At 42.8% G+C, this 24,878-nt stretch carries 19 protein-coding genes; 17 read left to right on the top strand and 2 right to left on the bottom strand.

Features of this window, described 5'->3' with window-relative positions; all coding sequences use genetic code 11:
- Window positions 1-10: 10 nt before the first annotated feature.
- The 7 genes from BFS30_RS22625 (at window position 11) to BFS30_RS22595 (ending at window position 9,033) form a co-directional block, all read left to right on the top strand.
- On the top strand, window positions 11-802 hold the full coding sequence (locus tag BFS30_RS22625) for an FHA domain-containing protein (protein ID WP_069381368.1): 792 nt from the start codon (window positions 11-13) through the stop codon (window positions 800-802).
- A 15-nt stretch (window positions 803-817) separates the two neighbouring features.
- Window positions 818-2,350: a serine/threonine protein kinase gene (locus BFS30_RS22620; RefSeq protein ID WP_069381367.1), complete on the top strand. Its 1,533-nt coding sequence runs from the start codon at window positions 818-820 to the stop codon at window positions 2,348-2,350.
- A 1-nt stretch (window position 2,351) separates the two neighbouring features.
- Window positions 2,352-3,707 carry a glycine-rich domain-containing protein-like gene (locus tag BFS30_RS22615; protein WP_069381366.1) on the top strand — a complete coding sequence of 452 codons (1,356 nt, stop codon included), beginning with the start codon at window positions 2,352-2,354 and terminating at the stop codon, window positions 3,705-3,707.
- Between the two features lie 214 nt (window positions 3,708-3,921).
- A complete protein-coding gene (locus tag BFS30_RS22610; RefSeq protein ID WP_069381365.1) occupies window positions 3,922-5,316 on the top strand; it encodes a glycosyl hydrolase family 18 protein in 1,395 nt (464 codons plus the stop codon).
- A gap of 494 nt (window positions 5,317-5,810) precedes the next feature.
- A complete protein-coding gene (locus tag BFS30_RS22605; RefSeq protein WP_167353187.1) occupies window positions 5,811-7,802 on the top strand; it encodes a tetratricopeptide repeat-containing sensor histidine kinase in 1,992 nt (663 codons plus the stop codon).
- Window positions 7,792-8,427, top strand: a complete 636-nt coding sequence (locus tag BFS30_RS22600) for a response regulator (protein WP_069381364.1) — start codon at window positions 7,792-7,794, stop codon at window positions 8,425-8,427. The genes BFS30_RS22605 and BFS30_RS22600 overlap by 11 nt, the downstream gene beginning before the upstream one ends.
- Window positions 8,428-8,559: 132 nt before the next feature.
- The gene (locus BFS30_RS22595) at window positions 8,560-9,033 is read left to right on the top strand and encodes a hypothetical protein (protein ID WP_157263015.1); all 474 of its coding nucleotides are present in this window, start codon (window positions 8,560-8,562) and stop codon (window positions 9,031-9,033) included.
- 67 nt (window positions 9,034-9,100) lie between these two features.
- On the opposite strand, the gene BFS30_RS22590 is transcribed toward BFS30_RS22595, so the two are convergent.
- The gene (locus tag BFS30_RS22590) at window positions 9,101-9,715 is read right to left on the bottom strand and encodes a competence protein (protein WP_069381362.1); all 615 of its coding nucleotides are present in this window, start codon (window positions 9,713-9,715) and stop codon (window positions 9,101-9,103) included.
- A 203-nt stretch (window positions 9,716-9,918) separates the two neighbouring features.
- On the opposite strand from BFS30_RS22590, the gene BFS30_RS22585 reads away from it, so the two are divergent.
- Window positions 9,919-10,854: a hypothetical protein gene (locus tag BFS30_RS22585; RefSeq protein ID WP_069381361.1), complete on the top strand. Its 936-nt coding sequence runs from the start codon at window positions 9,919-9,921 to the stop codon at window positions 10,852-10,854.
- Between the two features lie 5 nt (window positions 10,855-10,859).
- Here BFS30_RS22585 and BFS30_RS22580 read toward each other — a convergent pair whose 3' ends face one another.
- A complete protein-coding gene (locus BFS30_RS22580) occupies window positions 10,860-12,743 on the bottom strand; it encodes a helix-turn-helix transcriptional regulator (protein WP_069381360.1) in 1,884 nt (627 codons plus the stop codon).
- Between the two features lie 214 nt (window positions 12,744-12,957).
- Between BFS30_RS22580 and BFS30_RS22575 the strand changes: the two genes are divergently transcribed.
- From BFS30_RS22575 to BFS30_RS22535, 9 genes are all read left to right on the top strand, one after another.
- Window positions 12,958-13,911: an SPFH domain-containing protein gene (locus BFS30_RS22575; protein WP_069381359.1), complete on the top strand. Its 954-nt coding sequence runs from the start codon at window positions 12,958-12,960 to the stop codon at window positions 13,909-13,911.
- 10 nt (window positions 13,912-13,921) lie between these two features.
- On the top strand, window positions 13,922-14,170 hold the full coding sequence (locus BFS30_RS22570) for a hypothetical protein (protein ID WP_069381358.1): 249 nt from the start codon (window positions 13,922-13,924) through the stop codon (window positions 14,168-14,170).
- A gap of 3 nt (window positions 14,171-14,173) precedes the next feature.
- Window positions 14,174-14,998, top strand: coding sequence for a hypothetical protein (locus BFS30_RS22565; RefSeq protein ID WP_069381357.1), 825 nt, complete (start codon window positions 14,174-14,176; stop codon window positions 14,996-14,998).
- Window positions 14,999-15,009: 11 nt separating this feature from the next.
- A complete protein-coding gene (locus BFS30_RS22560) occupies window positions 15,010-15,579 on the top strand; it encodes a DUF6620 family protein (RefSeq protein ID WP_069381356.1) in 570 nt (189 codons plus the stop codon).
- A gap of 347 nt (window positions 15,580-15,926) precedes the next feature.
- Window positions 15,927-17,090 (top strand): helix-turn-helix domain-containing protein, encoded by a 1,164-nt coding sequence (locus BFS30_RS22555; RefSeq protein WP_083252193.1) that lies wholly within the window; start codon window positions 15,927-15,929, stop codon window positions 17,088-17,090.
- Window positions 17,091-17,236: 146 nt separating this feature from the next.
- On the top strand, window positions 17,237-18,442 hold the full coding sequence (locus BFS30_RS28160) for an exosporium glycoprotein BclB-related protein (RefSeq protein ID WP_083252192.1): 1,206 nt from the start codon (window positions 17,237-17,239) through the stop codon (window positions 18,440-18,442).
- Between the two features lie 31 nt (window positions 18,443-18,473).
- Window positions 18,474-23,810, top strand: coding sequence for a beta strand repeat-containing protein (locus tag BFS30_RS22545; RefSeq protein ID WP_157263014.1), 5,337 nt, complete (start codon window positions 18,474-18,476; stop codon window positions 23,808-23,810).
- Window positions 23,804-24,277, top strand: a complete 474-nt coding sequence (locus BFS30_RS22540) for an Ig-like domain-containing protein (RefSeq protein ID WP_069381353.1) — start codon at window positions 23,804-23,806, stop codon at window positions 24,275-24,277. The genes BFS30_RS22545 and BFS30_RS22540 overlap by 7 nt, the downstream gene beginning before the upstream one ends.
- Complete coding sequence (locus tag BFS30_RS22535; protein WP_157263013.1) at window positions 24,246-24,836, top strand: Ig-like domain-containing protein; 591 nt, start codon at window positions 24,246-24,248, stop codon at window positions 24,834-24,836. The genes BFS30_RS22540 and BFS30_RS22535 overlap by 32 nt, the downstream gene beginning before the upstream one ends.
- Window positions 24,837-24,878: the final 42 nt, after the last annotated feature.

The raw sequence follows: 24,878 nt of genomic DNA, 5'->3' as shown, positions 1-24,878 counted from the left end.
ACACATGAGCATGTTTAACATATTTAGTAAGGATTCGTCCGAAAAACCTCAGGATGTAAAGGCTGTAAGAGAGGCCCTTCTTGTGTTTATTAAGCAGGAGCTCCAAAAACTGGAAGGTGGAGAAGGGAAACACATCAAAGGATTTGAGTTATTTGTCGCCTGCCTACCCGTAGAGAAATACTTGTATGAATCCGCTGTTTTCATGGAAGAAGAAGGCCGTTTCAAGGCTGAAGTGCAAAGGCTGGCTGATGATTTTGCTATTGATCTTCCTGAAAACTGGACGATGGAAAGTTTCTTTGTGGAGGAATTACCACCGGATGTGATCAAAATGGCCAACCTGGAAGTAGCACTTTATATCAAGACGCCGGAACATGCCATCACACAAAAATCGGAAAAAGCTTATGTAAGGGTCTTAAATGGTGAGGCTGAGCAAAGTGAATACCTGATTACCTCTGCAGATGGTAAAATCAATATCGGAAGAGAAAGAAAAGTGCAGGACACAGATGGCTTTATTAGAGAAAACAAGATTGCCTTTCCAGATTCCAGCAGTAATGAAGGCAATAAATACATCAGCCGTCAACATGCCCATATTGAATGGAGTAAAGATACTGGATCCTTTGTTTTATTTGCCGACGAAGGTGGTGTCCCGCCAAGAAATAAAGTAAAAATCAGATCTAAAGCAGATCATAATCCTGTTAAACTTACCTTTACAGAACTAGGTCATCCTTTACAGGAAGGAGACCAGATTATTTTGGGCGAATCAGCTGTTTTAGAATTTAGTTATGTTTCAAACCCCTCTTAAAACGACAATTACAAGATGAGCAAAATATTTACTATAGCAGAAGGATTAGAAAACATGGGTGCTTTACGCACAGGTGGACAGGGTTCTGTGTACAAAGGTAAAAGAATGGGTACCATCATCACCGCGGTGAAAATCATCCCCACTCCGATTCACTCTGAAGATACAGAAGATAAAAACTATAGGAATTTCAAGAATGAAGTTGAAAAATTAGAGAAGGTAAATCAGGTTCCCAATCCAAACGTGGTTAAGATCCTGAATTCGGGATTAACCGAAAGTGGCTCATTTCCTTTTATAGAAATGGAATATATTGAGGGGCCGGATCTGGAAGATTTACTAAAACCACCCCATAGTCCGGTATTTACCATCCGGGAAACCATTAAACTCGCAGAACAACTGTCGAATGCATTGGCGCATTGTCATAAAGTAGGTGTTAAACACGGAGACATCAAAAGCAATAATGTAAAATTCAATGTATATACAGGTAATTATATCTTGCTTGATTTTGGTTTAGCAATCATGTCGGATGAGCAGCGAAGAAGTAGTGTCAGACATGCAGGAGCAGTGGAATTTATGGCTCCTGAACAACATGATGGAGAAATGTTTTTTCAGACAGATATTTACAGCTTTGGTGTGATTCTATATGAGCTTTTGGCTGGTACCGTTCCTTTCCCATTAATCAATAAAGCTGAGAATTCCCGCAATTCGGTGATGCTCTCCCATATGGAAAGACCGGTCCCTGATTTATTGAGTCTGCGGAGAAATCAGTTGCCGGAAAGTTGGTCTCCTTCCATCCAGGAAAGCGAGATGAAAGTCCCGGTATGGCTGTTAGACCTGATCAGACGGTGTCTGGAAAAAGCGCCTGAAAAAAGATTTGCCAATGGCGAGGCTTTACATGAAGCCATTGCCCGCAACAACATTGAAAACATGGTCATAGCTCCGCCACCTGTACCTGTTCGGAATGAAGTCGTAAGGGAAGAAATTCCCGCCAATGGGGTAAAAGTATCTAAACCTCTGTTTACGTTAATGATACTGGCGATTGTTGGTTTGAGCATCCTATCTGTTTATGCCCTGGTTTTTAAAGATCAGAACCAGAAAAACAAAAGAGATAATGCTCTGTTAACCGATAGCAGTCAGGTAGCAAAACCAAGCCATACCATGATAGATACCATCGTACACCAGGATACTGCGACTGAGATTAAGCCAATCATACTGGATACTACTGAACAGCAAACCAATGTGGACTCACTGCAAAAAGAATATGAAAGACAAATGGGAATAAGCGCTAAAACTGCAGCACAAAAAAAAGAAAGTAACGCGGAACCTATTATTGTAAGTGAAGGAAAAAAATACCGTCTTCCAAAAACTGCAATTTATTTTTATGATTCTCCAAGCCCGGAGGCGCCAAGACATGGAGTCTTGGGCTTATGGGTAAGCACCAAATTTACGGTTATAGATGAGCAGAATGGATTTATCTATGTTACCCATAAAGATAATGATGGACAGGTTACTAAAGGCTGGCTCAATAAAAGTGACCTGAAAGAACAATAGAATGAATGACAAAACGCTCTGGGAAACTATTGAATTATATGATTTTGACAATCCGATAAGTGAATACGGCTTTTTTACACGTCTTCAAAATGAAAACTTATGGACCACTCACTTTACTGAGGCCGCCATTCTGGAGTATAAAAAATTTATGTATCTCGCTGCATCGACAGACCTCATGGTGTCACCATCTGAAATCATAGATCTGGTATGGCATCAGCACTTAATATTTAGTACATCTTATCATCATTTTTGTGTTATTCTGGGAAAGAGAATTGAACATATTCCTTCAACCCACAACCACAATGACTTTGAAAAGTTTCTGCAGGCAAAGGAAAGAACAAGCAGGGCCTATGTAAAAATATTTGGCCCGCAACCTGAAGCAATATGGGCTTATCCTAATATGTATGCACCGCTACATCTTCCAAAATACCAATATCATACTTTCAAGCTGATTTATGGATCGTTATTGGCGATTATTCTGTTTCTTATCATTACCTATGCCTTGATTCAGGTTTATCCCAAGATCAATAATCCAGCTTTCATTATCGGGTATATTATTCTGATTTTAACAACTGGCATAACGCTCGAAATCTATAATAGAAAGCGCTTTTCAACTTTATTAAAAAGTTGGCCAGACAATGCTTTTATCTTCAATTTATCCCCCTTCGAATTGATATACTCAAGCTATGAAAATCTTTCTCATGTGGTTCATGGGGTAATTAGTCATTTGATTGAGGAGCATGTCATTTTGATATCTCCTGATCAAAAATTGAGTCTGAACAAAGAATGGAATGCAAAAAATGTAAAAGAGTTTATCGTGATCGCAACATTAGAAGCTGAAGGACCAGTTGGTTACGAGAAGCTATTGTACATATTGGTTCTGAAACCTGGCTTTAATGCAACCGCAAGGGTGATCACTTCATTTAACAAATATTTCAGGAAATCTGCATATTTCGTCCGTCAATATATGTTTAATGCACTGATTCTATCGTCTGTTTTATTTCTGGGCCTGATGAGGTTCGCTACTGGAATTGCCAAGGATAAACCCATCATGCTACTGATCATTATAATGATCGCTTATTTAATTTTTATGGTCTATTACCTCATCCGGGTAAAGAAGATGTTTCCCCTAAAAACTCTTCCTGAATTCTATAAAAACAATACATCCTCTCTACAAATTGATGCGGGTCGATGGGACTGGGATTATTTCTTAATGGGAACAGCGGCCTTAGCCCCTGTTTTAATTCCACTTGTTCAAAAGCAAAGGGAAAATAGCGCAGACTCTGGAGGCTGCTCTACACCGGGCGATGGAGGTTCATGTGGAAGCTCCGGTTGTGGTGGATGTGGTGGAGACTAAATTTTTTTAATGATTTTTTAACGTTTCAGCTAATTACATCATCTCCTCTTCTTTTATCGATCTGTAGGCATAAAAGCGAGAAATTGATTGTGTTTAAAACGTATTAAGAGTTATCATTACCGTATTTTAATTTAATTTTTGATAAAAATATTTTTTGTTTAATACAGTTTATTAGGGTAAATTAAAACTAAATCCCTAACGTAAACTAAATATCATGAAAACAAAAAATCAATTAAGGTCCTTTTTCCTGTCAGCACTAATGCTCTTGTGCATGGCCTCCTGTAAGACCAAACAAGCTGACTTTGCTTCACCGGATTCAGAAGTGAATTCAAAACGGGCAGATGTACATGCTCTCGCTGCTGCCGATTTCAAGGTAATCGGCTATGTTCCCTCCTGGGCCGGCGAAGTGAGCCAGATTCAGTTCAGTAAATTAACGCATATCAATTATGCTTTTATTCTTCCCACCTCGTCAGGTGGCTTTCAGGCATTGGAGAACCCTTCTAAACTTCAGGCACTCGTTTCCGCTGCTCATTCCAATAATGTAAAGGTTCTGGTATCCGTTGGAGGCTGGAACAATGGAAATGACAGTGCGTTTGAGTCCTTTGCCGCAAGTTCGTCCGGACGCAGCAACTTTACCAACAATGTGATTAACCTGGTTAATCAGTATGGATTAGATGGAATTGACATTGATTGGGAATACCCGGACAATGGAAGTTCTGCATCTAATTATTCTTTATTGATGCAACAGTTAAGCACTGCCATGCATAATATGGGGAAACTACTTACAGCAGCAGTAGTTTCCTATAATGGTTCCAGTATCCAAAGCAATGTATTCGGTTATGTAGATTTTCTGAATATCATGGCCTACGATGAAAGCGGGCCTAACCATTCCACCTATGACCTTGCCGTCCAGTCCCTAAATTATTGGAAAGGCAGAGGGCTACCTGCAAGTAAAGCCAACTTAGGGGTTCCATTTTATGGCAGATCGGCAAGTGAATATGTAGATTACAAAACCATCCTCTCCAGAGGTGGAAGTGCAAATTCTGATTCCTTTGCCGGAATAGGTTATAACGGTATACCGACCATAAAAAACAAGACCAATCTCGCCTTTGATCAGGGAGGTGGTATTATGATCTGGGAATTATCACAGGATGCAACCGGAGGAAACTCGCTGCTAACAGCAATTAATCAGGTTGTAGTTTCCAGAACCGGCAACCCGGGAGGATCAATCCCAATCGGAACAACCATCACACTGAAAGGCTTTAATGCAAGGTATGTAAGCGGCGAAAATGGGCTGCAGGCAATGACCTGCAACCGGACTTCTGCCAGCGCTACCGAAACCTTTACAGTAATAGATGCAGGAGGAGGCAAAGTTGCGCTGAGAAGTAAAGGTAAATTCATGTCCTCTGAAAACGGAGCTGCTCCGATTACCTGTAACCGTACCGTTATGGGTGACTGGGAGAAATTCGATTGGATTGCTAATGCGGATGGATCTATTTCATTCAGAGGGAATAATGGAAAATATATATCCTGTGAAAATGGAACGCAAGCGATGACCTGCAACCGTACCACAATTTCGGGATGGGAAGCTTTTGCCTTAAATAATTAATTAAAGTAATGATGCAGAGTTCTTTTTCTAAAGGATTCTGCATCAAACTTCTATTAACTAATGCAAATCCCCATCCGGGGCATTTGCTTCAGGCTTTCAAGGCAAAGAAAGCCTCCTGATCTAATTTTTAAACAGATCTAATTGGTTCACCTAAAATACCACTGTCTGTTAAGAAGTACAATACCCAATAATAAGGGTTTACCATTACCCGGAAGCAGGTATAACCTTTTACAGCTGAGCTCTGCATTTGCAGCTCAATCGTAATGTTAATTAACTAATAACAACAAAAGCCCGGTTAAGGGCTTTTGTTCCAGATTTTTCTAAAAGAAAAATCTATTGATCCTATTTCAACATAGATCTAATCGTACTTTCAAAAATACAATTACAGATCGGTAAGAAGTATCCCCAATTATGAGGGTTTTACAGCTACCTGCTTCCAGGTATTTTTTAACCGAAACCGGGCATTTTTGGAAATGTTCCATATACTTGTGCATATGCTTAAACGTATAGTGCTCATTTTAGTCCTGCTCAGCACCATGTCATGGTGTAAAGGTCAGGTACCTTTAAATGAGCAGTTTTATCTGGACAGTCTGGGTTCTACAGCCAGTCAGGCGAAAACAGATAGCATTAAAGCAAGAGCAAAGTTTGAATTATCCAGATACTGGGCCTACAAAGACAGCCTCAAAACTGAAAACTATTTACAACAAGGAAAGCTGCTTGCGCATCAATCCGCCTACTTAAAAATACTCTATCAATTTTATGAAGCCTATTTTCTCGCCCGCGTCTATCCGGATAAAAGCGAAAAAATCTTTAGGAAAACAGAACTGCAACTCCGCAGTTATTCTACAAGAGATGCTTACCTCTTTAGAGCAAAGGCATGGTATGAATATGGAATCCTGCAATTTAAAAAAGACAAGTATGATGTACTCACCGACATTGTATTCAATAAAAGCCTTCCCCTCGCCGAAAAAGCTGGTGACAAACCTTTTATAGGCAGCTGTTATTTGATTCTCTCCAACATCTTTAAGAATGCCGCCGAGTATGATAAAGCTGAAACTTACGGCCTGAAAGCAATCGAACTTTTCAAAAAGGATAAGGCGAGTTCTGCTGAACTGGTCAGCGCTTATCATGTCATTGCTGAAAACTATACTTTATCAGGAAAAAATCCTAAAGCAAGAGCGGTATTGGACCATACCTGGCGCATGCTACTACCCTATCCGGAATCAGAGCACCTGCTTGATTATTACGCTGCTGAAGGATTGTATTTCACCGTGGGCGATCAGTTTAAAAAGGCATTATCCAGTATTGAAAAAGGAATCACCCTTTCCAAAAAGCTTAAAATAGCTTATAAAGAACAACGACTACTCCTGCAAAAATTTTATGCCAGTTATTACGATAAGGATTTTGAAAAAGCCAGGACGGTATTGGTCTATTTGATGGAAAAACCTCCAATGATGAAGCTCTCCATCAATAGGTTACAGCTTTATCACGGAATGGCGATTACCTATAAGGGCCTTGGCAAAATGAGTCTTGCATACGATTGGATGGATCGCTACAGCAAACTTAGCGACAGCATCTTTCATGGTAAATTAAAAAGCGAAGTCAACGCGTTGGAAATAAAGTATAAAAACACTGAAAAACAAAAAGAAATCAACGAATTAAAAGCCAACAATGTACAGGCGGCACTGGCAGCAAAAAACAATCGCCTCATCAGCTGGTTATTGGGATCTATAAGTTTCTTTCTATTGATTGTAGCCGCTTTTTCACTGCTGTATTATCGGAACAATAGAAAACTGCTGGCACAGAAAGAACTGAGCCATCAACAACATTTAAATGAAATTGCACAGCAACAACAACTTCAATATAGTCAGGCGATGCTGGAAGGCGAAGAACAGGAACGACGCAGGTTGGCAAGAGACCTTCATGATGGATTGGGAGGAATGCTTGCCGGAGCCAAAATCAACCTTTCCGGACAACTGGAGAACCCACCCTCTGACGGCCAGAGAGCAAACCTGCGTAAGGTTATTGGCCAGCTGGACAATTCAGTAACAGAGCTACGTCGGATTGCACACAATATGATGCCCGAAAATCTACTCAATTTCGGCCTGAAAACTGCATTAAAAGACCTCTGCGAAACGCTGATGACCAATAGTACTAAAATAGATTTTCAGGCATTTGAAATTGATGGCCCCATTCCGGAACAAACGCAAATCACCATTTACCGGATTGTGCAGGAGATGCTGGCAAACGCGATCCGTCATGCCCAGGCGACAAAAATTCTATTGCAATGCAGTAAAAATGGTCATATGTTCTTCATCACTCAGGAAGATAATGGCAAGGGATTTGAACTGAACTCAGCCCATGCAGAAAACGGAACAGGTTTAAACAATATCAGAAACAGAGTGGGCTTCCTGAAGGGCAAAATGGAAATAGAATCAACAATTAACGAAGGCACTATTATTAATATAGAATTACATGTGGACTGACAAAGCAACATTAGCTATAGTAGATGATCACCTCATTGTCCTTGAAGGACTACAAAAGCTACTCACGGATCTGGATGGGATAGAAATTGCCGGATGTTTTACCCTCGGCGCTACTTTTATCGCCTTTTTAAAGGAGAATAAAGTGGATGTGGTTCTACTGGACATTACCCTTCCGGATGCTAATGGCATCGAGTTGTGTAAGGAAATCAAGAAAATCTCCCCTCATACACATGTGCTTGCTTTAAGTAATCACAGTCAACGAAGTATGATTCTTCAAATGCTACAAAATGGGGCAACGGGTTATATGTTGAAAAACATATCTTCCGTGGAATTAATCACTTGTATTAACGATGCGCTTCAGGGAAGAATTACTTTCAGCAATGCCGTAAAAGAAATCATGGCACAACCAACCATGAATGAACTGGATGCCCCCGCGCAACTCACCAAAAGAGAAAAAGAAATCCTCTGCCTCATCTCTCAGGGACTCACCACCCCCGTCATTGCCGAGCGCCTGCATTTAAGTCCTTTAACAGTAGAAACCCATCGTAAAAACCTCCTGCAGAAATTTCAGGTCAAAAACGTAGCCTCACTAATAAAAGCAGCTATGGATCAGGGACTTGTATAAAAAATCTGACCAATACCTGGAATCAGGTAGAAATAAAGCCATGTTTTCGGGTATTGTTAAGCAGTCAAATACTAGATATTTTTGAGGTAACAATCTAACCAACAAGAGTTAAACCCCGAAAATAAAACCAACATGAAAATTATTCCAATGATGTGTTTTGCACTGATGGTATTCTGTAGCACATCGCTAAAAGCTCAAAGCGTATTTGATAAAATTGACAAAGCATTAGGCAAAGTCGACAAGGCCGCAAATGCGGCCGACCGTACCAAAGGGACCGGCGACAAGTTGTTCGGTTTTCTTTCTAAAAAGAAAAAGACTACAGACCCCGAATCTACGGGAGCAACCACCGTCATCACCCTGACCGGAATTGATTTTAGCACCCTAAAAACACTCAATGAAAATATTCAGAAATGTACAGGTGTAGAAAGCACTAAAATTAAATACAATGCCGCAGGCTCCACCATTGATGTTCAGCATAGTGGTTCTTCAGAAGACCTGTTAAAACTGATACAAAAGTCAGGCTCAAAAGATATTCTTGCAGATAAAAACCTGGAAGGTCTCGAAGACGGAAAAATTGCAGTCAACCTTGGTAAAAAGAAATCATAGAAACGGATCCCGTATTTCCCTCCTTTTTAATTCCCCCGATTAGGAAGGAGAAAATGCGGATCCGGATCTAAATGACATACTTTTCAATAAAAGATTTCCTGGGAATCATATGTAGATAAGCATAATCGCCGGAAAGTTGTCTCCGCTGTTTTAACTGATACAGGAAATGTCCTCCTAAATCCACAATAATAGGTGCTTTTGCCTCATACCAGACACGATGTGGGTGTTTCCAGCAAAAAGAATAATAATAGGAAGTAAAAGGTATTCCTTTAACCTCCGGATGGTGGAAATTTAAAATCTTTGGTTTGGCCTGCAACAGGTCTGACTTTCTGATCACAGAAAGATGATCACTAAGGCAAAATTCATAAGCTGAAAGTCGAACATCATCCACATCTGGCAAGCTTTTCAGAATTTTAAATCCTTTGAATTTCTTTCCATTAAGGATCCAGACCAAATTGGGATAAAATGATTCTCTGCTCCTCAGTTCGTCTATGCAAATCGGAGAATTCTGGAACTCCAGTGTGGTTCCGCAAGGCGTATGTACATCAGCCCGATGCAGCTCACCCAATGTTTGATCCATAAACGAAACTTCTCTGAAAGAAGGAGGAAACGCTTTCTTCCAATTGCGATGCCAGGGCGTTTCTCCAGGATAATATCTCAATAAGGGAGAATTAGATTCCATATTATGACTCCAGATGAATTTTAGCAGGAACAAAAATATACTAAAATAATTAGCATCCAAAAAATATATAATTATTCTTGTTACCTAATTTTAGAGCAAATATCTGCTCAATAAGGCTGCTTGAATCTTTTTTGATTTTTTTTAGCAATTAAACTAGCTTTGCAGGCAATTGATATTCCTTTAAAATAAAAAAACAACTAATAATGAAAAACATTCTGCCTTCAGTCTATCTGGTTCTTTTTTGCATTGTGCTGAACACTTCGCTCAAAGCCCAATCTACTCCCGGGTTGTACCTGACTTACACTGATCACTCCGGAGCGTCAAATTTTGTTAACTATTGGAAAAATGGCCAAACAATGAAATTAACTGATGGAAAAAATTTCGCAGAAGCTTTAGATATCGCAGTATCAGGGGATGATGAATACGTAGCCGGATATGTAAATAACAACGAAGGAGAACCAGTTGCTCACTATTGGAAGAACGGAAAAGCAACCGTACTAACCGATGGTAAAACCTATGCAAAGGCAGTTGCCCTGACAGCTTCAGGTTCTGATGTGCATGTTATTGGAAACAATGGGCCCATTGCGATGTACTGGAAAAATGGTATTGCCACAAAAATGGGTGAAGAAATTACGCTGACAGATATTGTTGTGGCTGCTGGAGAAGTATATATTTCCGGTTATCAGATCGACGACAATGGAGATTATGTGGCTACCTATTGGAAAAATGGGCAAGCAACCAAACTGGCAACGGCAAACCCGGGCTCCGAGGCCAATGGAATTGCGGTTTCGGGAACGGATGTTTATGTAGCAGGTAAAGGAAAGAACGAAAATGGAAAAGAAACCATACTTGCTACAGGAACAAGCGCAAAAGCAATTTCAGTATCCGGTAATGATGTGTATGTTGCTGGTTTCGAGAGAAATCCAGAGGGAATAAACATTGCAGTGAGCTGGAAAAACGGACAACCAACCAGGTTAACCGATGGTAAAGAAGGTGCCGGAGTAAGTGCCATGTCCGTATCTGGTCAGGACGTTTATGTTGCCGGTTACCTGGAAGGAAAAGCAACTTACTGGAAAAATGGTAACGCCGTATACCTGCCGGATGTCATCGGTAACATCACTGGAACCTTTATTAAATAAAGACTTTAAATGGCTTTTGCTCCGGTTTGATTTTTACCCAGTTGCTGTATAAAAACATTAAGATCATCATCCTTTGAAAGACCTAGTTTTTGCTTGATCCGGTAACGGCTCATCCTGACGCTTTTCGCTTCCACATGCATGAGCTGAGCAATTTGTCTCGTATCCATGTTTAAATGCAGGCAAGCGCATAACTTAAGGTCAAGAGGCGTCAGCTTTTGTTGAGCCCGTTCCGTTAACAACTGAAAAAAGTCCGGGTGTACCTGCTGGATCTGTAATTTTGCCTGATCAAAGTTAAGGTCCAGCATCGATTCCGATCTTAATATTTTATGCATGTTTATGGAATCCCCATCATTTAACTGCGTCTTAATGTGGTGTAACATCTGATTTTTATGATCAATTTGTAACACATTTGCCATTACTTCCTTTTTCAACTGCTGCTGTTCAGTTTCCATTAGGCGCTGTTCGGCTTTCAACCTTGCCCGTTCTTCTTTTTCCAGCATAATCCGCATGTCTGATTCCTGCTTTTCCAGCTTCAATTGTTTCTCTAATTGCACGGAATAACGCAATTTGAAATGGTAAGAACGAAATAAGAACACCAATCCAATCAGTAATGCAACAGCAACACAGCCGTATAAAACGGACTGTAACCGCCTGCTACTTTCCCGCTCCTTCAGCACCAGCATTTCATTGTTTTTCTTTTCAGTATCGTATTGTATTTCCAATTTTTGAGCATTCATCGCCTGCTCTTTGTTAAAGCTCTTACTATTGTATTCCGTGACCAGCTTTTGAAAGCCCAATGCTTTGGGATAGGCTCCTTTCTTCTCATACATATCAGCCAAGGCCTGTGCTACATTAATCCAGGTATAAAAAGACGGATCTTTTTCTGTCTTCATCACCTCGTAGGCCCCAAGCAGGTAGCGTTCCATCGATACAAGATCCCCCTCCTGTCTGGCATACTCGCTTAATATCCCCAGGCTGCTGGCTATGATTTGCTGATTTCTCAAGCCGTCCTTTAATACAGCCCGTGCTTTATTTGCATACCGGATTCCATTCTTTTTAGCCGAAGGATCGCTTTCCGGAAAATATTTAAGGTAGTAACTGGCCATATTGATACAACCAATGGCGTAAGTATGATCAGCTACCTTCCCAGGATATTGCTTATAAAGCACTTCTGCTTTGTTCAGATAAAACAAAATACTATCCAGGTCGTTTTTTTCTTTCGAAGCAGCATAATTGTATTCATATGCTACAGACAAGGCCGTATAAGCATTACTTAAGGCATTATAATCCATTGCTTTCCAAGCATTTTCACTCGCTTTACGGGCGTATAGGTTCACCTTAGCTACATTATTCCAGCCTGAATTCACCGCATAAAGCTGATAGTAGATCTTAGACAACAAATAGGGATCATCGACGTTCCCCAGAGCTTTCAATGCCAGCTGACAATACTTAACTACTTCATCTGCATTAGATAAGGCTTTGTATAACAACGCCTTTCCATACCAGGCATAAGCCATTGAGATGGGTTGATGGTGTTCACGTGCCATGATTAAAGCTGAATCACTCGATGCTTTCATAGCAGAGAACTGCTGAGTGATTGCGTAAATATTGGTAAGTACTGTCCAGGCCTTTACGGCCTCCTCATAATTTTCGTTTTTCAAAGCGAAGGCCACACTTTCTTTCCCTGTTATGGTCGCCATTCTATCGTCTTTGTTTAACCGGTACACTTCCGACAAACGGGTCAATAACCTTGACTTTTCTTTAGGATCTGTAGTTGATTTTTTTATTGCTGTATTTAGACTATCGGTTAAAACTGACTGTGAAAATACATTCGACACGAACAGACAAAGGAAACTGCAAAATAACGACTTAAACAGGGAGGATTTCATGCCATGAAAATAATACAAATTGATTAGAATCGATACAAAATGTAAATGACATCAAAATCTGTAGTCATATTGTAGTCGTCGGTAGGCTTACCGTAGATACTATGTAGCATGTAAAAATTTAAGATTACCAACAAACTACAGGATCTTTACTAAAAAGCCCCCATGCCACTGCCAGGGCCCCTACCTGGTGGTGGCTTTTTAAAAACCAGTAATTATGGCATTACCATTTATAGAAATTATTGAATCCCTTAGTCCACATCCAAATATGCTGATGTGGAAATTTGCGGATGCAGATAAGGAAATCAAAAATGGCGCAGTATTGACCGTCAGAGAAAGTCAGCAGGCATTGATGTTGAATGAAGGACATCTTGCCGATGTTTTTTCTGCTGGAAAACATACTCTAAAAACAGAAAACATTCCTATACTATCTGCTTTAAAGGGATGGAAATACGGGTTTGAAAGTCCTTTCAAAGCAGATATCTATTTTTTCAACACCCATCAATTTGTGAATCTCAGATGGGGAACGCCAAGCCCGATACTAATGAGGGATGAGAATTTCGGACAGGTACGTGTCCGGGCATTCGGCAACTACAATATCAGGATTAACGATATCGGCCTCTTCTTTAAAGAATATGCAGGCACTTATCCCAATCTTGGTATTGCAGAACTGGAGTTACAATTACGTGATTTCATTGCCCCTAAATTTGCAGAAGTATTGGCGCAGGAAAAAATAGCGGTGATGGATGTCGCGGGAAATATTTCCGAGCTGAATGAAAAGATAAGACCTTTAATTCAATCCTTTTTCACCGGATTTGGGATTGACATCACACAATTCACCATTACCAGCGTTACCTTACCAGACGAAGTGCTGAAGTATTATGACAAGGTAACGGGTATGAATATGATCACAGACATTCATAAATATTCTCAATTCAGTATTGCCAATGCAATGGATAAAGATCATTCTGAAATGGCCGATACAGCAAGACAAGGTCTGGCCATGGGAATGATTATGAATATGTCTCCCAATGGAATCGTTCAGGATAAAACAAGGCCGGCGGAAGATGTATTGGGAAGACTCAAAAACTTAAAGGAACTTTTTAATATGCAACTAATAACTGAGACAGAATATGCCGCTAAAAAAGAAGAGTTATTAAAACTGCTCTAACAAGACATCGATGAGCAGCACAGACAAGAAAAAAGCACAAACCTATGTGGAACAATTAAAACAGAAAGCATCGGAGCAGGAAAATTATGGAGCAGAAATCAAATATGAACAGGCCCATATGTTGGTCTGTGATTGCCCTGAATGCGGTGCCGGCCGTGCACTTGTTGACGGGCTTACCATTTGTGCCTATTGCGGTTTTAAATTCATGACCGTTAAGCTTAGCAACGGTATACATATCAAGAAGACAAATAATTCATAGCTGATGTTCGGATTTTTGAAGTCTAAATACAACAACCCCGCACTGCCGGAAGAAATCAGACAAACGGAAGAAAAATGGTTTGTCTTTCTTGATAAGCTGGAAAACAGGCTCGAAGAGTTATGTACTGCTGCTATGCCTGAACTCACTGCTGTGTTCAATCAGGATAGCGATCCTTATAAGCGAACCCATAGCCGGATGCTGAATGCTCTGCTTGGACAAATTAACCAAATGCGACAGAAAGCTAACAATGCAAAGGAAGAACACATTATTCCTTTTATTTATGCGGCCACTTCTCTCCTGCCTGATTTAATTTCCAGTGCCGGACGCAACGATAATCGCCTTTATCAATTTAAAATGAGCTGTTTTGACCGGCACCATCATTTTGAAACCAGAATAAATGAGGCGATCTCTTTACTCAGATCATCGGAAGGAAAGCATGATCTGGAAAAAGCTTATCGAGAACAATTGGCGGAATTTGAACGCATAAAAGACAAATTTATCTGCAAACAATGTGGCGGAAAAATAATCATTCCAAAAATGTTCTTCATTGCGACCTATATCCGTTGCCAATTTTGTCAGACACAAAACACCTATACCCCCTCTACTGAAATGCAGATGATATTCTATCAGGCAAGGAGCCTTGCAGAGCAACGTACCGCTCACCTGCTTCAGCTTTATGAAGAAAGTCAACCCAAAAATCCAGTCCTATATCAGCAATATTTACGTTCCATGTTCGATGAATGGAATAAAATAACGCCGGACACGGGAGCCGAAAATGAGCGGTTTTACCAACGTTTACTAAAAGATCATACTATTCATCATTATTAAATATTAAAAAAATGTCTGAGAACCCACTATTAGAACCAATTCACGGTATTAGTTTAGAAGATTACAGCGCTGCCTGCGCAAAAATGGGAAGCGGTTTAAGCGAAAATGAAGCAGCAAAAGCCTTAGGTGTAGAATTCCCAGTATGGCAGGAGGCCAATTTATTGTGGCAAGAACGGATGAAAGAAGATGCGACCTATCAGATTGTCACTCTTTTTGGCCAATATTTTGGTACCGCAGACCAACATCCGAAATTCAGTAACCTGCAAACGAATGTCTCTCCGCAAAGTGTAGGAAATATTGAAAAAATCAAAACAGATAAAGATTTTTATCAGGAACTGGAGGTGGCCAGACAGGTTGCTTATGATTATGGTTTGGACGGAGCAAACTGGATTGTAGATCAATACGGAATTCCTCTGGGCGATTTTCAAATCGCCGCTTCATTATGGAACGAACAGATCCATAAAGATATTGCCGCTGATTATCAAAAATACAATCAGACACAGAACGCCTACAGAGAAAAATACACGCAATTGTTTAGTCATGCACAAGGTGGAAATCTGGCTGACGATATTGAATTCTAGTATCACCTAACCCGGAGCGGTATAAGAATAATTACCGCTCTATTTTTTTGTACCGCAACCACCGCCCATCCGGGCAGGAACCGCTGAGCTTTCAAAGCTCAAAACTGTTCATTTTGTTCAATGTGAGTTTACAGGACAATATCCGAAAAACATAAAAATTACTCCAATATTTTCTACTAAGTATTAAAAATAAAAAAGACAGCTTAATAATTAACAATTAAAACTTCCTACGTTCACACAGAGAAAAATATAGCTTATTTCAGATAAACTATTAACCCGATAGTATCCAAATATTTTATCTTTTATTCAAAAAAAAAGAATTATATTTAGTTAACTACCTGGTTGTTATGACGCTCTATCTATTTTTCACCAGCATTAGCTGCTTTTTTCTACTCTTGTTTTCACAACACTTGTTTTTCGCAAAACGAGGAATAAAGCTATTGAACCGTTTACTGGCTGTACTTTTCTTTACACGTTTTGGTCAGATTCTGATTTCACTACTCATTCACTCCGATCAACAGCATCTATACCCAACACTTTACCAGGTTTTCACCCCGATTAGCTATGCGGCTCCTGCCTGTTTTTATTTATATGTCTCCAGCTTTATCCAGGGTAACAGCCGCCTGCTTAAATTTCAATGGATGCATTTTATTCCTGCCTGTTTAGCGTTAATTCATGTCTTTCCCTGGCCATTGAATGAAATTAACTGGCCTGTAGTGGCCGACCAAGTTGAAAGGAACAAACAATTGTTTATAACCGAAAGAACCGGTCTGTTTCCTGCATTATTCTATTACCTCGGTAGACCTGTCCTGATTGTGGGCTATCTCATTGCCACCTGGTATGTGGTATTGAAATCAAGAATACTGGATAGTAAAGCAGGTCATTCCGGCAGAAACTGGCTTTCATTCTTTCTTAAGACTGCCACCTTTTTTCAGCTGACAGGTTTCCTTCCCCTCCTGTTGTGGAATGTAGAAAAACCAGGGATCAATACGGTGTTGATGATACTGAATTGTATGATCCTACTAGTCATTCTCATTTTTGTGCTGCATCAGCCTAAATTATTCTACGGATATCTATTTGTCTCCGTTGACCTGGATATGGAAGCCATTAAATCTCATGCCCCTCCTGTTCTGAACTCTGCAAAAAAAGTAAGCCTTTTACCTGATCAGCTGATCAGTTATTCCAATTCAATGAAAGAAGTGATGGAAATGAAACGGCCGTACCTGCTGGAGAGCTTTCAGATTGTTGATCTTGCCGGAGAACTTAATATCCCGGTTCATCACTGTTCTTTTGTGCTCAATAACCTCATCGGGAAAAATTTCCGCGACTGGATCAATGAGTACCGGATTAATTCCTTTATGGAGCAGTATCCACTTAAAGCGGAAAGAATGACCATAGAATCTGTTGCTCATGAATGTGGTTTCAAAAGCATCGCCACATTCTATAATGCATTTAAGAAAGAAACAGGCTTAATGCCTACCGCTTATTTTTCCCGAAAGAAAGTCTCTTAAACCCTCTTTTTTTTACAACTATTGAATAGTTAGACAAATACAACGTTAAAATTTGATTTTTAGTATAACATGCCTGATAACTTTGAGTAACGCGCAAAGAAAAGTTATACCATCATATAAATTAATCACCTCTTATCCTCTCTCTTATGAAAAAAGCAACTTTTACTCTATTAGTGTTATTTTTATTTGCGCTTAAAAGTTTCGCGCAAGCTCCACAAAAAATAAACTATCAGGCCGTCATCCGAAACCCCGCCGGACAGCCTGTACCCAACCAGGCTGTGGGACTCAGGTTAACCGTACAGGAAGGACCTGTGGGTGCCGCTGTATATACAGAGACACAACTACCAACTTCTAATGCATTCGGGCTGGTAAATTTGCAAATCGGAGCAGGAACCGTGGTGAGCGGAACCTTTTCAGCCATTCCCTGGAATACTGGAAATAAATACCTTAAAATTGAGGCCGATATAACCGGGGGTACCGCCTATACCACCATCGGAACCGTCGAGCTGGTCAGCGTACCTTATGCCTTAAATTCAGAGAAAAGCAATGATAATCGCTGGTCTCTTTCTGGCACGGACATTTTAAACAATAATGCTGGAAGCGTAGGTATTGGAGCGGGAACGGGTACTTTTCCGGCAACAGATGCCGTTTTAGATATCTGGTCAAGCACCAAGGGAATACTAATTCCCAGAGTGGCCTCAGCAGCAGCAATAGCTTCTCCAAGTGATGGTTTATTGGTTTATCAAACTAATGCACCGAAAGGATTTTACTATTCAAAAACAGGTGTATGGGTAAGACTCACCGATGCAAATGATGCATCGGGTAGCACAAATGGTGGCGCAATTATTCCTTTTGCATCGGGCGTACCTGTAACCTTGACGACCATTGCAGGTGGACTTGCCGGTACACCCAGCTTTATTGGCTTCGGTAACAGTGCACCCAGCCTCTCCCTACTTGGTTCTACAATTGACCTGACAGGAGCAGCGGGTACACTTTTAAACTTCGCTTTCTCCATGCCAAGATCTGGGACAATCAAAAGTATGTCTGCTTATTTCAGTACTACAGCTGCCTTATCACTTATCGGTACAACTGTAGCCATTACCGCACAACTTTACTCGAGTACAGCACCCAATAACAGTTTTACCGCTGTTCCAGGAGCCTCGGTTACTTTAGCACCTTCATTGTCAGGCATCATTAGTATAGGAGCAGTATCCAATGGAATTACGACAGGCCTCAACATTCCGGTAACCGCTCAGACGCGATTTTTGCTGGTGTTTTCTACTTCAGCTGCGGGGATAAGCCTGCTTACTACCACAGCTGGTTATGCCGGTGCCGGATTAAGTATTGAGTAAATCAGTTAAGCAGATCATTAAACATATTATCATGAGATACCTTAAAACAATTATATTGTTATGGGTTTCGATTTTGGCTTGCTTAACAGCAAATGCTCAATCTGCGAATAGCCATACAGCCAGTGCCGGAGGTGGCACGGGCGCATTGCCCGGAGGGAGTACTGTGGATTTTACTGTCGGAGAAGCAATCATCTCCACAATTGGAACCAATCCAATATTCACCCAGGGGCTACACCAGACCCTGTTATTCCTCGGAGTAACTAATGTCAGCTCTACAAACACAGTCACCCTTTACAAAGAAGGAGGAGTCATTAATGTGACCATTACATTTGACCAGCCTGTTTTCGTAACCGGGAATCCTGAGCTTGCCCTGAATAGTGGCGGTAAGGCCATTTATGCCTCAGGCAGTGGAACCAATACCCTTAATTTTACTTATACAGTAGCTGCCGGTGAGACTTCAGCAGATCTGGATTATACCGCGATTAATTCCCTGACACTTGCAGGAGGCAGTACGATTCAGAATGCAATGGGCGCCAATGCAGCATTAACCTTACCTGCACCTGGTGCAGCCGGTTCTTTAGGCGCAAATAAAGATTTCGTCATTGACACTACCGCACCAAATGCACCATCTACACCTGTTATGGCTACGGCCAGCGACAGTGGAGTTTCAAATTCGGATAACATTACCAATGTCACTATTCCGGTATTTACAGGTACCGCAGAAGCTGGATCAACCGTAACGCTATATGATACCGACGGCACAACCGTATTGGGAACCGGTGTAGCTACCGGTGGAAACTGGTCTATTACAGCGACTACGATGACCGAAGGGGCACATACACTGACAGCAAAGGCTACAGATGCCGCAGGCAATGAAGGCCTGGCTTCAGCCGGACTTGTAGTAACCATTGACGCCACCGCCCCTACTCTGGCCATCACCAGTGATGTGCCACAACTTAAAGCAGGGGAAACAGCAACCATCACTTTTACCTTTAGTGAAGATCCGGGAACAACTTTTGCCTGGGACGGAACTACAGGTGATGTCGTGGTAACCGGAGGAACACTCGGAGCCATATCTGGTTCTGGTTTAACCCGTACCGCAACCTTTACACCGACACCGGCAAGCTCTGGAACGGCAAGCATTACTGTAGCTGCAGCAACCTACACCGATGCAGCAGGTAATGACGGTGGCGCAGGAATAACCCCTGCACTGATCTTCGATACGGTCATTCCAAACGCCCCGTCTGCGCCAGTATTAGCTACAGCCAGTGATAGTGGAATATCGAATTCAGATAACATCACCAATGTGACCATCCCTGTATTTACAGGTACCGCAGAAGCTGGATCAACCGTAACGCTATATGATACCGACGGGACAACTGTTCTGGGAACTGGTGTAGCTACCGGTGGAAACTGGTCTATCACCAGCTCCGTTCTGGCTCCTGGAGTACATACAGTTACCGCCAAAGCAACTGATGCGGTGGGTAATGAAAGCCCGGCTTCAGCTGGACTGGCAGTAACTATTGATACCACTGCTCCTACTCTGGCCATCACCAGTGATGTGCCACAGCTAAAAGCCGGGGAAACAGCAACCATCACCTTTACCTTCAGTGAAGATCCGGGTACAACTTTTGCCTGGGATGGAACTACTGGTGATGTCGTGGTAAGCGGAGGCACACTTGGAGCCATATCCGGTTCTGGTTTAACCCGTACTGCAACCTTTACGCCAACTCCGGCGAGCTCCGGAACGGTAAGTATTACTGTAGCAGCAGCAACTTACACTGATGTAGCTGGTAATGATGGCGGAGCAGGAAGCACTCCTGCACTGACCTTTGATACTTCCGTTCCAAATGCTCCGTCTGCGCCAGTATTGGCAACAGCAAGCGACAGTGGAGTATCTAATTCAGATAACATTACCAATGTCACCATTCCTGTATTTACAGGTACCGCAGAACCAGGATCAACCGTAACGCTATATGATACCGATGGGACAACTGTTCTTGGAACCGGTATTGCTACCGGTGGAAACTGGTCCATCACCAGCTCCGTTCTGACTCCTGGAGTACATGCGGTTACCGCTAAAGCAACTGATGCGGTGGGTAATGAAAGCCCGGCTTCAGCAGGACTGGTAGTAACTATAGATACTACTGCTCCAACCTTGGCCATCACCAGTGATGTGCCACAACTTAAAGCAGGGGAAACAGCAACCATCACCTTTACCTTCAGTGAAGATCCGGGTACAACTTTTGCCTGGGATGGAACTATCGGTGATATAGTAATAACCGGAGGAACACTCGGAGCCATATCTGGTTCTGGTTTAACCCGTACCTCAACCTTTACACCAACTCCGGCGAGTTCCGGAACAGTAAGCATTACTGTGGCAGCAGCAACTTATACTGATGTAGCTGGTAATGATGGCGGCGCAGGAACAACCCCTGCCCTGACCTTCGATACAGCCATTCCAAATGCCCCATCTACGCCTGTTCTGGCTACAGCAAGTGATAGTGGAATATCTAATTCTGATAACATTACCAATGTCACCACACCTGTATTTACAGGTACCGCAGAACCAGGTTCAACAGTAACACTTTATGTTACTGACGGAACAGTCGCTGGTACAAGCGTAATCGGAACTGGCATTGCAACAGCTGGAAACTGGTCAATTACTTCAAGTACATTGATACCAGGCGCACGCACTATTATCGCCAAAGCAACGGATGCAATTGGCAATATAAGTCCTGCCTCATCCGGACTTATCGTAACCATTGATACCACCGCTCCAACTCTGGCCATCACCAGTGATGTACCTCAATTAAAATCAGGAGAAACAGCCAACATCACCTTTACCTTCAGTGAAGATCCGGGAACAACTTTTGCCTGGGACGGAACTACCGGTGATGTTGTGGTAAGCGGAGGAACACTTGGAGCCGTATCTGGTTCTGGTTTAATCCGTACCGCCACCTTTACGCCAACTCCGGCAAGTACCGGAACGGCAAGCATTACTGTAGCAGCAGCAACGTATACTGATGTAGCTGGTAATGACGGTGGCGCGGGAAGCACTCCTGCACTGACCTTTGATACTTCCGTTCCAAATGCTCCGTCTGCGCCAGTATTGGCCACAGCAAGTGATAGTGGAATATCGAATTCTGATAACATCACCAATGTGACCACTCCTGTGTTTACAGGTACCGCAGAACCAGGTTCTACCGTAACCCTTTACGATACTGACGGGACAACTGTAATCGGAACCGGTATTGCTACCGGTGGAAACTGGTCAATTACAGCAAGTACATTGACACCAGGCACACATACCATTACTGCTAAAGCAACTGACGCAGTGGGTAATGAAAGTCCGGCTTCAGCAGGACTGGCAGTAACTATTGATACTACTGCTCCGACCCTGGCCATCACCAGTGATGTGCCTCAATTAAAATCAGGAGAAACAGCCAACATCACCTTTACCTTCAGTGAAGATCCGGGTACAACTTTTGCCTGGGACGGAACGACCGGTGATGTCGTGGTAACCGGAGGAACACTTGGAGCCATATCTGGTTCTGGTCTAACCCGTACCGCAACCTTTACACCAACACCGGCAAGCTCCGGAACAGTAAGCATTACTGTAGCTGCAGCAACGTATACAGATGCGGCTGGTAATGACGGTGGCGCAGGAACAACCCCTGCACTGACCTTCGATACTCAGAGTCCTAACGCTCCATCTGCACCTGTTCTGGCTGCAGCAAGTGATAGTGGAATATCGAATTCTGATAACATCACCAATGTGACCACTCCTGTGTTTACAGGTACCGCAGAACCAGGTTCTACCGTAACCCTTTACGATACTGACGGGACAACTGTAATCGGAACCGGTATTGCTATCGGTGGAAACTGGTCAATTACAGCAAGCACATTGACACCAGGCACACATACCATTACTGCTAAAGCAACTGACGCAGTGGGTAATGAAAGCCCGGCTTCAGCAGGACTGGCAGTAACTATTGACACCACTGCTCCAACCTTGGCCATCACCAGTGATGTACCTCAATTAAAATCAGGAGAAACAGCCAACATCACCTTTACCTTCAGTGAAGATCCGGGAACAACTTTTGCCTGGGACGGAACTACCGGTGATGTCGTGGTAAGCGGAGGAACACTTGGAGCCATATCCGGTTCTGGTTTAACCCGTACCGCAACCTTTACACCGACACCGGCAAGCTCCGGAACAGTAAGCATTACTGTAGCTGCAGCAACGTATACAGATGCGGCTGGTAATGATGGTGGCGCGGGAACAACCCCTGCCCTGACTTTCGATACTCAGAGTCCTAACGCTCCATCTGCTCCTGTTCTGGCTGCAGCAAGTGATAGTGGAATATCGAATTCTGATAACATCACCAATGTGACCACTCCTGTGTTTACAGGTACCGCAGAACCAGGTTCAACCGTAACGTTATATGATACTGACGGTACAACTGTAATTGGAACCGGTATTGCTACCGGTGGAAACTGGTCAATTACAGCAAGTACATTGACACCAGGCACACATACCATTACAGCTAAAGCAACTGACGCAGTGGGTAATGAAAGCCCGGCTTCAGCAGGACTGGCAGTAACTATTGACACCACTGCTCCAACCTTGGCCATCACCAGTGATGTACCTCAATTAAAATCAGGAGAAACAGCCAACATCACCTTTACCTTCAGTGAAGATCCGGGAACAACTTTTGCCTGGGACGGAACTACCGGTGATGTCGTGGTAACCGGAGGAACACTTGGAGCCATATCCGGTTCTGGTTTAACCCGTACCGCAACCTTTACACCAACGCCAGCAAGCTCCGGAACAGTAAGCATTACAGTAGCAGCAGCAACCTACACCGATGCAGCGGGTAATGACGGTGGCGCAGGAACAACCCCTGCCCTGACTTTCGATACTCAGAGTCCTAACGCTCCATCTGCTCCTGTTCTGGCTGCAGCAAGTGATAGTGGAATATCGAATTCTGATAACATCACCAATGTGACCACTCCTGTGTTTACAGGTACCGCAGAACCAGGTTCAACCGTAACGTTATATGATACTGACGGGACAACTGTAATCGGAACTGGTGTAGCTGCCGGTGGAAACTGGTCAATTACAGCAAGTACATTGACACCAGGCACACATACCATTACTGCTAAAGCAACTGACGCAGTGGGTAATGAAAGTCCGGCTTCAGCAGGACTGGCAGTAACTATTGATACTACTGCTCCGACCCTGGCCATCACCAGTGATGTGCCTCAATTAAAATCAGGAGAAACAGCCAACATCACCTTTACTTCAGTGAAGATCCGGGAACAACTTTTGCCTGGGACGGAACTACCGGTGATGTCGTGGTAACCGGAGGAACACTTGGAGCCATATCCGGTTCTGGTTTAACCCGTACCGCAACCTTTACACCAACGCCAGCAAGCTCCGGAACAGTAAGCATTACAGTAGCAGCAGCAACGTATACAGATGCGGCTGGTAATGACGGTGGCGCAGGAACAACCCCTGCCCTGACTTTCGATACTCAGAGTCCTAACGCTCCATCTGCTCCTGTTCTGGCTGCAGCAAGTGATAGTGGAATATCGAATTCTGATAACATCACCAATGTGACCACTCCTGTGTTTACAGGTACCGCAGAACCAGGTTCTACTGTAACCCTTTACGATACTGACGGGACAACTGTAATCGGAACCGGTATTGCTACCGGTGGAAACTGGTCAATTACAGCAAGTACATTGACACCAGGCACACATACCATTACGGCTAAAGCAACTGACGCAGTGGGTAATGAAAGTCCGGCTCAGCAGGACTGGCAGTAACGATCGATACTACTGCTCCAACTCTGGCCATCACAGTGATGTGCCACAGCTAAAAGCCGGGGAAACAGCCAACATCACCTTTACCTTCAGTGAAGATCCGGGAACAACTTTTGCCTGGGACGGAACTACCGGTGATGTCGTGGTAAGCGGAGGAACACTTGGAGCCATATCCGGTTCTGGTTTAACCCGTACCGCAACCTTTACACCGACACCGGCAAGCTCTGGAACGGCAAGCATTACTGTAGCTGCAGCAACGTATACAGATGCGGCTGGTAATGACGGTGGCGCAGGAACAACCCCTGCCCTGACTTTCGATACTCAGAGTCCTAACGCTCCATCTGCTCCTGTTCTGGCTGCAGCAAGTGATAGTGGAATATCGAATTCTGATAACATCACCAATGTGACCACTCCTGTGTTTACAGGTACCGCAGAACCAGGTTCTACCGTAACCCTTTACGATACTGACGGGACAACTGTAATCGGAACCGTATTGCTACCGGTGGAAACTGGTCAATTACAGCAAGACATTGACACCAGGCACACATACCATTACGGCTAAAGCAACTGACGCAGTGGGTAATGAAGTCCGGCTTCAGCAGGA

Origin of the sequence: Pedobacter steynii, assembly GCF_001721645.1 — a bacterium.
Taxonomy (GTDB): domain Bacteria; phylum Bacteroidota; class Bacteroidia; order Sphingobacteriales; family Sphingobacteriaceae; genus Pedobacter; species Pedobacter steynii_A.
The sequence above is the reverse complement of the archived record's forward strand: the minus strand, read 5'-3'. Positions and strand labels throughout refer to the sequence as shown.

What these genes read in the sequence shown, in the direction of transcription:
- BFS30_RS22555 (WP_083252193.1), top strand. Translation starts at nt 15,927, where the DNA reads ATGACGCTCTATCTATTTTTCACCAGCATTAGCTGCTTTTTTCTACTC.
- BFS30_RS22535 (WP_157263013.1), top strand. Translation starts at nt 24,246, where the DNA reads ATGAAAGTCCGGCTCAGCAGGACTGGCAGTAACGATCGATACTACTGC.
- BFS30_RS22565 (WP_069381357.1), top strand. Translation starts at nt 14,174, where the DNA reads ATGTTCGGATTTTTGAAGTCTAAATACAACAACCCCGCACTGCCGGAA.
- BFS30_RS22620 (WP_069381367.1), top strand. Translation starts at nt 818, where the DNA reads ATGAGCAAAATATTTACTATAGCAGAAGGATTAGAAAACATGGGTGCT.
- BFS30_RS22560 (WP_069381356.1), top strand. Translation starts at nt 15,010, where the DNA reads ATGTCTGAGAACCCACTATTAGAACCAATTCACGGTATTAGTTTAGAA.
- BFS30_RS22590 (WP_069381362.1), bottom strand. Translation starts at nt 9,715, where the DNA reads ATGGAATCTAATTCTCCCTTATTGAGATATTATCCTGGAGAAACGCCC.
- BFS30_RS22575 (WP_069381359.1), top strand. Translation starts at nt 12,958, where the DNA reads ATGGCATTACCATTTATAGAAATTATTGAATCCCTTAGTCCACATCCA.
- BFS30_RS22605 (WP_167353187.1), top strand. Translation starts at nt 5,811, where the DNA reads ATGCTTAAACGTATAGTGCTCATTTTAGTCCTGCTCAGCACCATGTCA.
- BFS30_RS22570 (WP_069381358.1), top strand. Translation starts at nt 13,922, where the DNA reads ATGAGCAGCACAGACAAGAAAAAAGCACAAACCTATGTGGAACAATTA.
- BFS30_RS22585 (WP_069381361.1), top strand. Translation starts at nt 9,919, where the DNA reads ATGAAAAACATTCTGCCTTCAGTCTATCTGGTTCTTTTTTGCATTGTG.
- BFS30_RS22600 (WP_069381364.1), top strand. Translation starts at nt 7,792, where the DNA reads ATGTGGACTGACAAAGCAACATTAGCTATAGTAGATGATCACCTCATT.
- BFS30_RS22595 (WP_157263015.1), top strand. Translation starts at nt 8,560, where the DNA reads ATGAAAATTATTCCAATGATGTGTTTTGCACTGATGGTATTCTGTAGC.
- BFS30_RS28160 (WP_083252192.1), top strand. Translation starts at nt 17,237, where the DNA reads ATGAAAAAAGCAACTTTTACTCTATTAGTGTTATTTTTATTTGCGCTT.
- BFS30_RS22580 (WP_069381360.1), bottom strand. Translation starts at nt 12,743, where the DNA reads ATGAAATCCTCCCTGTTTAAGTCGTTATTTTGCAGTTTCCTTTGTCTG.
- BFS30_RS22625 (WP_069381368.1), top strand. Translation starts at nt 11, where the DNA reads ATGTTTAACATATTTAGTAAGGATTCGTCCGAAAAACCTCAGGATGTA.
- BFS30_RS22615 (WP_069381366.1), top strand. Translation starts at nt 2,352, where the DNA reads ATGAATGACAAAACGCTCTGGGAAACTATTGAATTATATGATTTTGAC.
- BFS30_RS22610 (WP_069381365.1), top strand. Translation starts at nt 3,922, where the DNA reads ATGAAAACAAAAAATCAATTAAGGTCCTTTTTCCTGTCAGCACTAATG.
- BFS30_RS22545 (WP_157263014.1), top strand. Translation starts at nt 18,474, where the DNA reads ATGAGATACCTTAAAACAATTATATTGTTATGGGTTTCGATTTTGGCT.